Below are 14,389 nucleotides of genomic sequence, written 5' to 3' on the forward strand. Positions count from 1 at the left end.
GAGGTGTAAGTGCAGTAATGTATGTAGCTGACTGATACTAATAGGTCGAGGGCTTGACCAAGTTAAAGATATTTCAAATGATTATGTGCAATTTTCAGAGAACAAAATTAAAGATTTTGAATCTGAGGCATCTGGTGATGATGGCATAGAGGAAACACTCCTTCCCATACCGAACAGGAAAGTTAAGCTCTATAGCGCCGATGGTACTGCATGGGAGACTGTGTGGGAGAGTAGGACGTTGCCAGGTAATATTTTGGGGGTATAGCTCAGTTGGGAGAGCACCTGCCTTGCACGCAGGGGGTCAAGAGTTCGAATCTCTTTATCTCCACCATAAAGGACTACGAATGTAGTCCTTTTTTATTTTGTACAGAAAAGTAAGAGAATAAAGTGCAAGGCAGCTGCCTAGCATGGCAAAAGCCATGTTATGGCTTTTGCGGCTAGTTTAGCATAAATTAATTTATGCGTAAAAAACTAGCCAGACGGGGGTCAAGAGTTCGAATCTCTTTATCTCCACCATAAAGGACTACGAATGTAGTCCTTTTTTATTTTGTACAGAAAAGTAAGAGAATAAAGTGCAAGGCAGCTGCCTGGCATGGCAAAAGCCATGTTATGGCTTTTGCGGCTAGTTTAGCATAAATTAATTTATGCGTAAAAAAACTAGCCAGACGGGGGGGCAAGAGTTCGAATCTCTTTATCTCCACCATAAGGACTACGAATGTAGTCCTTTTTTATTTTGTGCGAAAAATAATTATTATTAGTTAATAAAATTATATTTACCTATATATAGGCAAATTAAATCTTATATGATAAAATAGATAATAATTATTAAATAATAAAGGAGATTGAAATATGAGTATGATTTTTATAGAATATCCAAAGTGTACAACATGTATAAAGGCAAAAAAATTCTTAAAAGAAAACAATGTAGAATTCATTGATAGACATATAGTAGAAGAGAATCCTAGCAAAGAAGAGTTATTAAAGTGGATGGATATGAGTGGTTTAGAAACTAAAAAGTTTTTTAATACTTCAGGAAAACTATATAAAGAAATGAACTTAAAAGATAGGGTTAAGAACATTACAAAGGAAGAAGCTGCAGAGTTATTATCAACAAATGGTATGTTAGTAAAGAGACCTATTCTTATAAAGGATGATAAGGTGCTTGTTGGTTTTAAGGAAGATTTATATAGGGAAATGCTATAGGTGAAAGTATGTTAATGATTTTATCTCCAGCCAAAACTATAAATACAAAGATTAATAATATAGAAACTCCTGATAAGAAATGGGCTTTTGAAGGGGATACTAAAGAGTTAGTTTCTATACTAAAGGAATTTTCATTAGATGAATTATGTTCATTAATGAAAATATCAGATAAATTAGGAATATTGAATTATGATAGATATAGAAATTTTTATAATGAAGATACTAAAGAATATACAGCTATTCTTGCCTTTAAGGGGGAAGCCTATAGAGGTATAGGTGCAGAAGATTTCTCAGAAGAAGATTTTCTTCATTCTAATAGTGTACTAAGAATATTATCAGGATTATATGGGGTTATTGAACCATTAGATAGAATTAAAGAATATAGATTAGAAATGGGTACAAAGCTTAAAAATAATAGGGGCAATGATCTTTATGAATTCTGGGGAGATAAGGTTACAGGTAAGATTATGGAAGCAATAGATGCATCACCAGGTGAAAAGGTACTAGTAAACTTAGCTTCAAAAGAATATAGTAGTGTCTTGAATATGCCTATGATAAATGAAAAATATAGAATAGTAGATGTGAATTTTTTAGAATATAAAGATGGAAAACATAAGATGGTTAGCATGTATGCAAAAAAAGCAAGAGGAATGATGGCCAGATATGTTATTCAAAATAAAATTAATACAGTAGAAGAAGTTAAAGATTTTGATTTAGATGGATATACTTATAATGAGGTTTTATCTAAAGAAAATGAATTAGTATTTACTAGATAGAGAGGTGAAGATATGAGCAGACCTTGTATAATTATTTGTAACTTTAATGATAAAGAAGCAAAACTTTTAAAAACTTATGGAAGTATGATGGGACTTAAGGATCAGATAAGAGTTAACTGGACTAATGGAAATACTTTGGTAAAAGATATTTTAGAAGATAATATTTCTTCAGAATGTGAAGAAGAGATAAGAGATAGAGCAATTATCTTTAATGATTTACCTAATATGAAGGTGAGTATGTTTATAGATAATATGAAAAAGATGAGAATTGCTCCAGCTATGAAGGCTATTGTAACAGAAACATCTATAAATTGGACTTTATCTCATTTATTAAAGAACCTTATAGAAGAAAGAAAAGCTGAAAGGCAAGGAAGAGAAGCAAAACACGTAGAGGAATAACAAAGATATAGGGCTAGTTTGAAATTATAATAATTTTCAACTAGCCCTTTTTCTTCGCATTATGAATTTATTATGGCATCTATAGTTATTTGCATTTTTTCCTCTAAGTTTTTATCTTCTAGTAATACAGTAGATATTAAATCTAAAAGATACATAGTAGAAAACTGAGAGTTTATAAACTTATGTCTACCTATGAAACGAGTATTATAAACTTTTAATATTATATCCGAATAGACTGTTATTGAACTTTCATCAAAGCTTGTTATACAAGCAGTTTTAGCACCATTTCTTTTAGAAACCTTTAAAGCATTTACAACCTCTTTTGTTTCACCTGATATAGATAATCCTATAACAAGGTCTTTAGAGGATGCTATTGAACTATTAATAATCATCATATGAGAGTCTGAGATACAATGTATATTAAATCCCATTCTTATTAATCTTTGCATCATTTCAGTAGCTGTTAAACCAGAACTACCAACTCCATAAAGATATATTTTATTAGCCTTTTTTATTTCTTCAACTATATTAAATATAGCGGATTTATCTATAATTGAATTTGTTCTTTCAATTACTTCATTGTAATGACTATAGACACTTGAAAAAATATCATCGCTATCAATAGGATCGCTATCATTACTACTTAAGTTGATCTTCATTTTCATTTCAACAAAGCTATCGCAGCCAATTTTTTTTGAAAATCTAGTAATAGTAGCACCAGAAGTGCCTATTATTTTAGCTAATTCTGTTATATTTATATTTTTAATCATATCAGGCTGATTTAAAATATAATCAGCGATAGCTTTTTCTTTATCTGAAAAGTTATTATATTTTTGTTGTATCTCGCATATAATGTTCAATTAAAACCCTCCATAATACAGTGATATATTTAATGATACCATAATTCTTTTTTTTATAAAATAAGAGATAGGGACTTAATAGCCTCTATCTCTTTGGTAAGAGTATTCTATATTGCTTTTTGAACTTCTTCACTAAATTTCTTTGTTATAAGTTGTGGTCTAGTAATAGCTCCACCAACAACTACTGAATAGGCACCCATTTCTAAAGCTTTTCTAGCTTTTTCAGGAGTATCAAAATTACCTTCAGCTATAACTGGAACCTTACAGTTCTCAATTAGTGTAGAAAGAACTTGGAAGTTATTCATACCCTTAGATTGTTCAGTATATCCAATTAATGTTGTTCCTACAAAATGGAAGCCTAATTTTTCGGCTCTTAAACCTTCTTCAACAGTTGAAATGTCAGCCATAAATTTTTGGCTTGGATACTTAGCTATAACTTCTTTAAGGAAGTTTTCATCTTGGTTTATAGTTGCATCTAAAGCTACTACATCTATACCTTCTTTAACTAACGCATCAACTTCCTTCATTGTAGGAGTAATATATGGAATCATATTATCATAATCCTGTTTTATTATTCCGATGATAGGTAGATCAACTTCTGCTTTTATTGCTTGAATATCAGCTATAGTGTTAGCACGTATACCAATTGCTCCACCTTCTTTAGCTGCTAAAGCCATTCTACCCATTATGAAGGAGCTATGTAGTGGTTCATTTGGTAGTGCTTGACATGATACGATTAATCCTTTATTCATTACTTTCACTCCTTATAAATTATTCTTTATCGATTATTTCATTAATTTTTTGTTTTAGAGGATCTGCTTTTGCTCCAAATATAGCTTGGATTCCGCCTTTAACTTCAAGGACAGCAGTAGCCCCTAGAGCTTTTATCTTATCTTTATCTACTTTACTTACATCTTTAACGGCTACTCTTAATCTTGTAATACAAGCATCAACATCATCTAAGTTTTCTTTTCCACCTAGTGCAGCTAAGATTTCAGCAGCAGTTTCGCTCATAGAATCTTTAGTAATAACTTTAACTTCCTCACCGTCGGATTCTCTACCTGGAGTAGGAACATTGAATTTAGTTATTAAGAATCTAAATGTTACATAGTATAATACGGCCCATGCAATACCTATTAATATTACATAAATCCAGTTTGTTTTTTCGTTACCTTGTAATACACCAAATAGTGAGAAGTCAATTAATCCACCAGAGAATGTATTACCAATTGATACATTTAATATATCTGCTAAGAAGAATGATAATCCATCGAAGAAAGCATGTACTACATATAGCCAAGGAGCTACGAATAAGAACATGAATTCAATTGGTTCTGTAATACCAGTTACAAATGATGTGATTGCAGCACCTAAGAATAAACCAGCAACAGCCTTTCTCTTATTCTTTGGAACACAATGATACATTGCTAAACAAGCAGCTGGTAGACCAAACATCATTGTTGCAAAACGTCCAGCAAAGAATCTAGTACCTTCAGTAAATAAACCTACGTGATTTGGATCAGCTAACTCAGCAAAGAATATGTTTTGTGCACCAGTTACAGTTTGTCCAGCAACTTGAGCAACTCCACCTAATTCTGTATACCAGAATAATGGGTAAATCATGTGATGTAATCCAACAGCACCAGTTAATCTTAATAAGAATCCATAAAGGAAAGTTCCTATAGGACCTAAGTTGGCAATACCATTTCCAGCGCTAACTAACCAACCTTGGAAAGTAGGCCAGATTAGGAAGAAGATTGCACCAACACCAATGGCTGCAAATGAAGACACTATTGGAACAAATCTTGATCCACCAAAGAATCCTAATACTGCAGGTAATTGAATGTTGTGATATCTATTATGTAGATATGCAACTAATGAACCTATAACTATGGAACCAACAACCCCTGTATCGATTGATTCAACAGCAGGGTTGAAAGCACCAATCATTCCTTTAATAGATGCATTCATTACAAGGAATGCAACAGCACCAGCTAGTGCGGCAGTACCTTTATCTTTCTTGGCAAGTCCAACTGAAAGACCGATACACATTATAAGTGCTAAGTTACCGAATACTACGTCTCCAGCAGATGACATTATTTTAAATATACCTTGTAACCAAGGAATATCTAAGAACGGATAAGCTTGTACAGTGTTAGGATTTGATAGCGCACCACCAATTCCAAGTAATAAACCAGCTGCAGGTAATATTGCAATTGGTAACATAAATGATTTTCCGATTTTTTGAAGTTGTTTAAACATAACATCCTCCTTCATTCTATAAAATTATTTTCATAATTGCAATATCAGTAAAAATATTTTTCACTGAATATGTTTACAATATACCATGAAATTATTTTCATTGCAATAGAAAAAGTGAAAATAATTTTATAAAAATTTTATTGAAAAATATTTCTTATTATTAGCTATATTTTTGATAAATATACAAATATATTTAATATTAAAAACTTGGTCTCTTTATAAGAAACCAAGTTTTTAATTATATCATATATTTTTTTCTTTTAAATTTATTAGCTAATATACATGCTATACTCATTACTACAATAGATGATAATACAATAGCTATTTCTAGAGTTGATATACTTTTATTGGAATTAAGATTGGTTCTATTCATATTACCCATAGCTGGCTTTGTTTTGTCATTTGGAACTGGTATTTGTTGCTGATTGTCTTCTGGCTTGGGTAATTTACTGTTACCACTTTCAGTTTGCTGCATCATCATATCATTACCACTAGGTGGAGCAGTCATACCGTTCTGACTATTATTGTTAGGAGAATGTATATCACCATTAATTCCTTCTTGATTTATATCCATATCAGGAGGATTCATATTGCCATTTGTAGAATTATTTATTTGTGGTGGTACATTAGAAGGAATATTAGAATCAGTATTTTGATTTATATCATTTATCTTATTTTCATCTCCTTTTCCACCACCCATAGATCCAAGAAGACTCATATTTACTAGGTTGGATCCAAGATATTCATCAAGGTTAACTTGATTTTGTGCTTCTTTAGTAGATGGTATAACTCCTGTAAGTTGAAGAGATATACTTTTTGATCTATAATTTCCAAGTTTATATAGTTCGTCTAAAGAATTTTTAAATTGACTATAGCTATAGAAGGCTGTAGAATCATTTTTTACATATTCATCTATAAGAGAAGCTGTAGAATATAATTTATTTTTAAATATGCCACTATCAAAATAAGTTGAAACAATATCATTAAGATATTTATGATATAAATCTTTATACTCATTAACTTCTAATAATTTTTCTAATAATGGGCTATCTGACAAGTTGGTGCTTGTAGGTTCATCAATAGGAAAATGTATGGTAGATAAATCGCTACTTGTTCTTTTTGAATTATTCATTTCACCTCTGTTTCCACCACCCATTTCAGCAGAAAATCCACCAAAGGATAGGTTTAAATCCCAAGGGAGAATGGTGCAAATCCCATCTTTCTCATATATATAGTAATTATGAAATAGATTAGATTGATAGCTATCTAAATTAACAAGTGTTGTACTTACTGCAAAATACCTTAATGTGGCATCTATATCAATATATTTTTCTAAGTTAGTTCCATTGTTTAAGTTTTTAATCATATCTATAATTTTTTGAAAATCATCATCTGTTATAGCCGTTATTGCATTATCTTTAAGTCCAGAATAATTACTTTGAGTTTCTCCAGTGTATTTCAAATTTGTTCCTGTACCTTCAGCTTTGTATAAATTTCCATGGTCATAGCCATAATTTCTTTCTAGATAAGACTCTTGTAATCCTTCAATAGCTAGATATAGACCATAATTATTATCATTAATAGCTATATTGGAGAAAGAGTTTTTTGGTGTAGTAACTCCCATAAACTCAAACAAGTCATAGGATAGGTATTCTTTTAAATATGTTGCATCTGCATAAATATTATTTAGGTTTAACATGTCTAGACCATAGTAGTTTTGTCCATTTACGTATTTATCAAATTTAACTTTAAAGCTATATCTTTCTGAATCAGAAGAGGCAACTTGAGATAAACTTGTATTTCCTTTTGTTCTAATACCAACATTATAAAAAGCTTCTCCATTAATTGTTATATCAGCTCTGTGATATTCCTCTTTTAGTGGATTAGATAACATGTCTTGCCAGTCCTCGTCAGATATATTAATTTTAATATCAGCAACTTTTGTGTTATCGAAAAGTAAGGTTGAATATTGGTCAGAACTTGCATTTGACATTTCCTTTGGATAAATCAATATAAAGGATGTAAATAGTAGAGCACATACCATGAAAACACAAGCAATTACCTTAAATTTATTACTTTTAATCAAAGGTTTTATAAAACAAGGGGACTAGCCCATGTAGTCTCCATTATAGCTTACTAATACAGCGTTATTAATACCATCAATAGAAGCTAACTTATTTATAAAATCTGTGCTCATATCTTTTAATCTTATTTCAAGCGTTAGCTCGATTTTAAAGTCAGAAGAAATAGTTTTGGATTTAATAACATGCTTTTTTACGTGTTGTTTTACATAATCAACAGCTTTTTTTTCACTTTCATTATCATAGCAATTTAAAACTAAGATATAAGGATTATCTGAAGTTTTTCTATTTACAAATATAATCATAAATAAACCTATGAAAAGAGAGCCTATAACAGCTAGGGGAATTAATCCGGCACCAAGTACTATACCAACGCTAATTGACCAAAAGATATAAACTATATCCATAGGTTCTTTAATGGCGCTACGGAATCTAACTATTGATAGAGCGCCTACCATACCAAGTGATAAAACTACATTAGATGTAACAGCAAGTATTATTAATGTAGTAACTAATGTAATTGCAATTAAGGATGTTCCAAAATTTGCAGAATACATAACTCCATTAAAAGTCTTTTTATATATTATAAAAATAAACATACCAATTGCTAAAGCTAAAGTAAGAGCAATAAATGTATCTAATATTGAAAAACTTGAAGCTTTTTCTAAGAAACTTGATTTAAAAATATCATTAAATGTTAGTGATTTATCCATTTTAATTCTCCTTTTTATCCATAAATTCTACTTGAAGCATATTTAGATATAGTTGTGACTTCTCTGCTGTTAGTTTGAATGACATTATTAATAATTTCAGGCAAAAATTCATCATATTTAACTTCTAATATAATTAAGTTTGTATTAGTTGGAGCAACAGGAAGTGAAGGATTAAAGATATTGTTTGAGTATATTCCTGTTCTAACATCCATATCAAAGGTTATCCTTACGTTACCTGGTTCATATACAAAAGCCTCTCTAACATAATCTACTATTATTTTAGGCTTTAATAATTGATATTTACATTTACTATAAAATTCAAAAAGTAAATTATCATTAGAATCTTTTATCCAATTAAGATTATTATTTATAATGTCTTTACATTGTTCTTTTGTTAAAATAGTACTTTCCTTTAAACAAAGTCCATTATTTTTACTTTTCTTTTCTAGTCTTATAAAGGATGTATCATTATTATAGAAACGTATTCTAAATTTTTCACGCTTATTGAATCCGTTGATATTTTCCATTAAAACTTTGTCATAAAGGTTATCAAAATATAAACTTCTTATTTTATATCTACCATTAGAAGTGCTAGATGTATCTATCGATGCAATATGTTTTAATCTATTTCTTATTTGCAAGTAGTCAGAATAATTAATGAAATGTTTAATTTCATGTCTATATTTTGGAGTATTCATTTAATTCACCTCCTTTTCTTATGAAGGAATTATATAGTTTAAAGCTTAAATAAAACTTAAAATATTTCTGAAAATTTTGTAGAATAATGTTGACAGGCTATAAATGAGATGATAATATAATATATATAAAACGTATACACGGATTGTTACTGGTAATGCAGGCAAAACCTATTTCATAATATTTTTTTGTTATGGGATGGTTTTGTCTTTTTATATTTTTGAAGAGTGGAGGTTAGATAATGAAGATTGAAAAAATACTTAATAATAATGTTGTAGTCTCAATTAATGACAAAGGACAAGAAGTAATTGTCATGGGACGAGGCCTTGCTTTTCAAAAGAAGATTGGAGCAGAAATAAATGAAGATAATATCGAAAAGATATTTACAATAACCAATAAGGATATTACTGATAAGTTCCAGCAATTACTACAAGAGATTCCAAGTGAGTATATGTTGTTATCTGAAAAAATAATTACTTATGCTAAGACAGAACTAGGTAAGAAGTTAAATGAAAGTATATTTATTTCATTAACTGACCATATAAATAGTACAATTGATAGATATAAAAATGGTATCCAATTAAAAAATGCTTTATTATGGGATATAAAAAGACTTTATAAGGATGAGTTTTGTATTGGTGTTGAAGCATTAAAGATGATAAAGGAAGATTTAAATATAGAGCTTCCTGAAGATGAGGCGGCATTTATAGCTCTTCACATAGTTAATGCAGAATTAAATGAAGAAATGCCGAACCTTATGAATATGACTAAGGTTATGCAAGAAATTTTAAACATAGTCAAATATCATTATAAAATAGATTTTGATGAAGAATCATTAAGTTATTACAGATTCATAACTCACTTAAAATTCTTTGCACAAAGATTATTTAATGGCAAGACCTATACTGATAAGGATGATGAAATCTATGATATGATCAAGATTAAATATCCTATTGCACATGAATGTGTAAAGAAAGTAGAAAAATTTATAAAAGAAAAGTATACATATGATTTAACAAAAGAAGAAAAATTATATCTAATGATTCACATACAACGTGTGACAGAAAATAAATAATTAACAGGATTGTTACTGGAACGGCAGGCAAAACCTAGATTATTCTTAGAGCATATACTTCACCCTTTTTGCTCTAGGATTAGTTTAGGTTTTTTCTTTTAGCCAAGTACAGACAATATATATTTTTAGGATTGTTACTGGTAAAGCAGGCAAAACCTTCATTATTAATAATTTAAATAAATGGAGGAAAGAAAATTATGAATTACGCAGAATTAGCAAAACAAATTCTAGAGAAAGTTGGAGGAAAAGAAAACGTTGCATTCTTAACTCACTGTGCAACAAGATTAAGATTTACCTTAAAAGATGAAACTAAAGCAGATATGGATGCTTTAAAGAAAACAAAAGGTGTTATGGGAGTTGTAAATAAGGGTGGACAATTCCAAGTTATCATAGGAAGTGACGTAGCAAGTGTTTATAAGCCACTTACTGAGCTAGGGAACTTCGCAGATGGAAATGATAATAAAAATGATGGGGAAAAGAAAGGTAAATTAGTACAAGTGTTTGATACAATAGCAGGTATATTTACACCAATTATACCAGCAATCACTGGTGCAGGTATGATTAAATGTGTATTAGCACTATTAGTATCATTTAATTTAATAGATACATCATCACAAACATATTACATTTTAAACTTTATGGGAGATGCAGCATTCTACTTCTTACCATTCTTACTTGCAAACTCAGCAGCTAAGAAGTTTAAGTGTAATGCATATTTAGCAATGACAATAGCAGGGGTATTATTACACCCTAACTTTGCAGCATTAAAAACAGCTGGTGATCCAGTTTCATTCTTAGGATTACCAGTAACTTTAGCAGGATATTCTTCATCAGTTATTCCAATAATTCTTGGAGTATGGTTTATGTCATTTGTAGAACCAATAGCTGATAAAGTATCACCAAAGGTAGTTAAATTCTTTACAAAGCCACTTATTACAATTTTAGTTACAGCACCAGTATTACTTATAGTTTTAGGACCTTTAGGAACTATTCTAGGTGATGGTATAGCAAGTGCAATAGCATTCTTAGATTCATATGCAAGTTGGTTAGTTCCATTTGTCGTTGGTACATTCTCACCATTATTAGTTATGACAGGAATGCATTATGGATTAATTCCAATAGGAATAAATAATGTTGCTACAGCAGGATTTGATACAGTAGTAGGACCTGGTATGTTAGCTTCTAACATAGCTCAAGGTGGAGCAGCATTATGTGTTGCATTAAAATCAAAGAACAAAGACTTAAAACAATTAGCAGGATCATCAGGACTTACAGCAGTTTGTGGTATTACAGAACCAGCAATGTATGGTGTTAACTTAGCATTAAAGAAACCTTTATATGCTGCTATGATTGGTGGAGGTGTTTCAGGGTTATACCTTGGAATTACAGGAGTAGGTAGATTTGTATCAGGTTCTCCAGGATTACTAGCATTACCAGGATATATTGGAGGAAATGGATCAGCTAATATAATAAATGCATGTATAGGTGCAGTAATAGCATTTGTAGTTTCATTTATAGCTGCTTGGATTATAGGATTTGATGATCCAGTAGAAGAAGGGAAAGAAGAGATATCAGCAACAGAAACTGTAGATAGATTAGTAGAAAAAGTTGAAATAGCATGTCCAGTTAATGGAGAAGTTATTGCTTTAGATAAAGTAGAAGATGAAACATTTGCATCAGGAATTATGGGTAAGGGTGTTGCAATTATACCTGTTGATGGAAAAGTAGTTTCACCAATAAACGGAACAGTTCAAACAATATTTAAAACTAAGCATGCAATTGGATTATTATCAGATGAAGGTGTAGAAGTATTAATTCATATAGGTATGGATACAGTTCAATTAAATGGAGAACATTTCACAGCTCACATTAAAGATGGAGATAGAGTAAAGGTTGGAGACCCATTAGTAGATGTAGATTTAGAAGCTGTAAGAGCAAAAGGATATGAGACAGTAACTCCAGTTATAATAACAAATTCAGATCAATATTTAGACATAGTAGGGAAATGTGATGAAAAGGCTAAAGTAGGAGAAACAGTAATCACAGTTCTATAAGCAGTAAGGAGATTAATTATGAAAAATATAATTCCAGAAAATTTCTTATGGGGTGGAGCTATAGCAGCTAACCAATGTGAAGGAGCTTATCTTGAAGACGGAAAGGGGATGTCACCGGTAGATATTCTACCGGGAGGTGCCTTAAGAAAAGAGGCTTTAGCAGATGCTAAAAAAGCTATGGAGAAGGAGTATGGATATTATCCATCCCATGTATCAATAGATTTTTATCACAGATATAAAGGGGATATAAAGCTATTTAAGGAGATGGGGTTTAAGTGTTTAAGAACTTCAATATCTTGGGCTAGAATATTTCCAAATGGAGATGATCAAGCTCCAAATGAAGAAGGATTAAAGTTCTATGATTCATTAATAGATGAGTTAATAGCTAATGACATTGAACCAGTTATTACCATTAATCACTTTGATACACCATTAGAATTAACAAAGAAATATGGTGGGTGGAAGAATAGAAAGCTAATTGATTTCTACTTAAATTACTGTAATGTTATATTTAACCGTTATAAAGGTAAAGTTAAGTATTGGATGACATTCAATGAAATAAACATGATTCTTCATATACCTTCATTTGGTGGAGGACTGATATTTGAAGAAGGAGAAAATATAAATCAAATTAAGTATCAAGGAGCACATCATCAATTAGTAGCAAGTGCTTTAGCAACTAAGCTAGGTCATGAAATAGATCCAGAAAATAAAATAGGATGTATGCTTGCAGCAGGACAAATATATCCATATACTTGTAATCCTGAAGATATTCTAGAAGCTCAAGCTAGAAATAGAGATAACTATTTCTTTATCGATGTACAAGCAAGAGGTAAATATCCATCTTATGCAAATAGAATGTTTGAAGAAATGGGATTCAATATAGAAATTACTGAAGAAGAAAAGAAGATATTAGCTGAGAATACAGTTGATTATGTAGCTTTTAGTTATTACTCAAGTAGATTAAGAAGCGCAGATCCAGTTGTTATGAGCCAAAAGCTTACTGGAAATGCCTTTAAGAGCTTACCAAACCCATACTTAAAGCAATCAGAATGGGGATGGACAATAGATCCAGTTGGATTAAGAATTACAATGAATGAATTATATGATAGATATCAAAAACCATTATTTATTGTTGAAAATGGACTAGGCGCTGTGGATAAAGTTGAAGAAGATGGTTCAATAAATGATGACTATCGTATTGAATATTTAAGAAAGCATATTGAGCAAATGAAAGAAGGAATCAAGGATGGAGTTGAGCTTATAGGGTATACTCCTTGGGGATGTATAGATTTAGTAAGTGCATCTACTGGTGAAATGAGCAAAAGATATGGTTTCATATATGTTGATAAAGATGATAATGGAAATGGTACATTAGAAAGAACAAAGAAAAAGAGTTTTGATTGGTACAAAAAGGTTATATCAACTAACGGAGAGAATCTTGAGTAATAAATAATAGAAATAGGTTTACATTTGTAAGCCTATTTTTTTTACATTAAGTACAAGGGGATAAATATCTACCCCACATTTTTTAGTTTCATTTAAGTTTTCTATGGTAATATTATTAATAAAGAAGGTGAAAAAATGAGAATTTTAATAGTTGAAGATGAGGTACAATTATCAGAGGCGCTTGGTGCAATTTTAGAAAAGAATAATTACATAGTTGATAGAGTTTTTGATGGAGAAAGTGGATTAGACTATATTTTATCGGATATATATGATGGAGTTATTTTAGATATAATGCTACCTAAATTAAATGGAATAGAAGTATTAAAGAAGGCAAGGAAAGAAAGAATATCAACACCAATTATCCTTTTAACAGCTAAGGGGGAAGTGGAGGATAGGATTATTGGGTTAGATTGTGGTGCAGATGATTATTTGCCTAAGCCATTTTATGTTGAGGAGCTTATGGCAAGAATTAGAGCCTTAACTAGAAGAAAAGGTGAGGTACAAAGTGATAACCTATTGTCTTATGGAGATATTACTTTAAATATAGGTAATTTAGAATTAGGATCAAAAGAAAATAGTATTAAGCTTACTGCAAAGGAATCTGGACTTTTAGAATTACTAATTAATAGGAAGGATATGATTTCAAATAAAGATGATATTATAAGTAAGCTTTGGGGATATGAATCAGAAGCAGAACATAATAATGTTGAAGTATATGTATCATTTTTAAGAAGGAAACTATCCTATTTAAAATCTAAGGTAGCTATTAAAGCTATAAGAAATCTAGGTTATATTTTAGAATATAAAGATGGAGAATAATG

General features: G+C 30.5%; 13 protein-coding genes, 1 tRNA gene and 1 rRNA gene. 9 read left to right on the plus strand and 6 right to left on the minus strand.

What is annotated here, in order from left to right:
* Window positions 1-130 precede the first annotated feature (130 nt).
* The 5 genes from rrf (at window position 131) to I4V16_RS12010 (ending at window position 2,378) form a co-directional block, all read left to right on the plus strand.
* A 5S ribosomal RNA gene (rrf, locus tag I4V16_RS11990) occupies window positions 131-247 on the plus strand.
* A gap of 8 nt (window positions 248-255) precedes the next feature.
* Window positions 256-331: transfer RNA gene (locus I4V16_RS11995), tRNA-Ala, on the plus strand.
* Between the two features lie 518 nt (window positions 332-849).
* A complete protein-coding gene (locus I4V16_RS12000; protein WP_049177781.1) occupies window positions 850-1,203 on the plus strand; it encodes an arsenate reductase family protein in 354 nt (117 codons plus the stop codon).
* An 8-nt stretch (window positions 1,204-1,211) separates the two neighbouring features.
* A complete protein-coding gene (gene yaaA / locus I4V16_RS12005; RefSeq protein ID WP_099330251.1) occupies window positions 1,212-1,979 on the plus strand; it encodes a peroxide stress protein YaaA in 768 nt (255 codons plus the stop codon).
* Between the two features lie 12 nt (window positions 1,980-1,991).
* Window positions 1,992-2,378 carry a DUF3783 domain-containing protein gene (locus I4V16_RS12010; protein WP_049177784.1) on the plus strand — a complete coding sequence of 129 codons (387 nt, stop codon included), beginning with the start codon at window positions 1,992-1,994 and terminating at the stop codon, window positions 2,376-2,378.
* A gap of 59 nt (window positions 2,379-2,437) precedes the next feature.
* On the opposite strand, the gene I4V16_RS12015 is transcribed toward I4V16_RS12010, so the two are convergent.
* The 6 genes from I4V16_RS12015 to I4V16_RS12040 form a co-directional block, all read right to left on the minus strand.
* Window positions 2,438-3,238: a MurR/RpiR family transcriptional regulator gene (locus I4V16_RS12015; RefSeq protein ID WP_195617374.1), complete on the minus strand. Its 801-nt coding sequence runs from the start codon at window positions 3,236-3,238 to the stop codon at window positions 2,438-2,440.
* 107 nt (window positions 3,239-3,345) lie between these two features.
* Window positions 3,346-3,990, minus strand: coding sequence for an N-acetylmannosamine-6-phosphate 2-epimerase (locus I4V16_RS12020; protein WP_049177786.1), 645 nt, complete (start codon window positions 3,988-3,990; stop codon window positions 3,346-3,348).
* 19 nt (window positions 3,991-4,009) lie between these two features.
* Entirely contained in the window at window positions 4,010-5,500 is a 1,491-nt protein-coding gene (locus tag I4V16_RS12025) for a PTS transporter subunit EIIC (RefSeq protein ID WP_027099259.1), read from the minus strand.
* A 238-nt stretch (window positions 5,501-5,738) separates the two neighbouring features.
* Window positions 5,739-7,586, minus strand: a complete 1,848-nt coding sequence (locus I4V16_RS12030; RefSeq protein WP_207745432.1) for a CotH kinase family protein — start codon at window positions 7,584-7,586, stop codon at window positions 5,739-5,741.
* A 21-nt stretch (window positions 7,587-7,607) separates the two neighbouring features.
* On the minus strand, window positions 7,608-8,294 hold the full coding sequence (locus I4V16_RS12035) for a DUF4956 domain-containing protein (protein WP_055185138.1): 687 nt from the start codon (window positions 8,292-8,294) through the stop codon (window positions 7,608-7,610).
* A gap of 14 nt (window positions 8,295-8,308) precedes the next feature.
* A complete protein-coding gene (locus tag I4V16_RS12040; RefSeq protein WP_055185135.1) occupies window positions 8,309-8,992 on the minus strand; it encodes a polyphosphate polymerase domain-containing protein in 684 nt (227 codons plus the stop codon).
* A gap of 239 nt (window positions 8,993-9,231) precedes the next feature.
* Between I4V16_RS12040 and I4V16_RS12045 the strand changes: the two genes are divergently transcribed.
* The 4 genes from I4V16_RS12045 to I4V16_RS12060 all read left to right on the plus strand — a co-directional run bounded on the left by I4V16_RS12045 (window position 9,232) and on the right by I4V16_RS12060 (window position 14,387).
* Complete coding sequence (locus I4V16_RS12045; RefSeq protein ID WP_027099262.1) at window positions 9,232-10,065, plus strand: PRD domain-containing protein; 834 nt, start codon at window positions 9,232-9,234, stop codon at window positions 10,063-10,065.
* Between the two features lie 197 nt (window positions 10,066-10,262).
* A complete protein-coding gene (locus tag I4V16_RS12050) occupies window positions 10,263-12,119 on the plus strand; it encodes a beta-glucoside-specific PTS transporter subunit IIABC (protein ID WP_055185133.1) in 1,857 nt (618 codons plus the stop codon).
* Between the two features lie 18 nt (window positions 12,120-12,137).
* Entirely contained in the window at window positions 12,138-13,568 is a 1,431-nt protein-coding gene (locus tag I4V16_RS12055) for a 6-phospho-beta-glucosidase (protein ID WP_141668644.1), read from the plus strand.
* Window positions 13,569-13,703: 135 nt separating this feature from the next.
* Window positions 13,704-14,387, plus strand: a complete 684-nt coding sequence (locus I4V16_RS12060; protein WP_055185129.1) for a response regulator transcription factor — start codon at window positions 13,704-13,706, stop codon at window positions 14,385-14,387.
* Window positions 14,388-14,389 lie beyond the last annotated feature (2 nt).

The sequence above is a fragment of the Clostridium sp. 1001283B150210_160208_E6 genome, from assembly GCF_015669365.1.
Lineage (GTDB): Bacteria > Bacillota > Clostridia > Clostridiales > Clostridiaceae > Clostridium > Clostridium paraputrificum.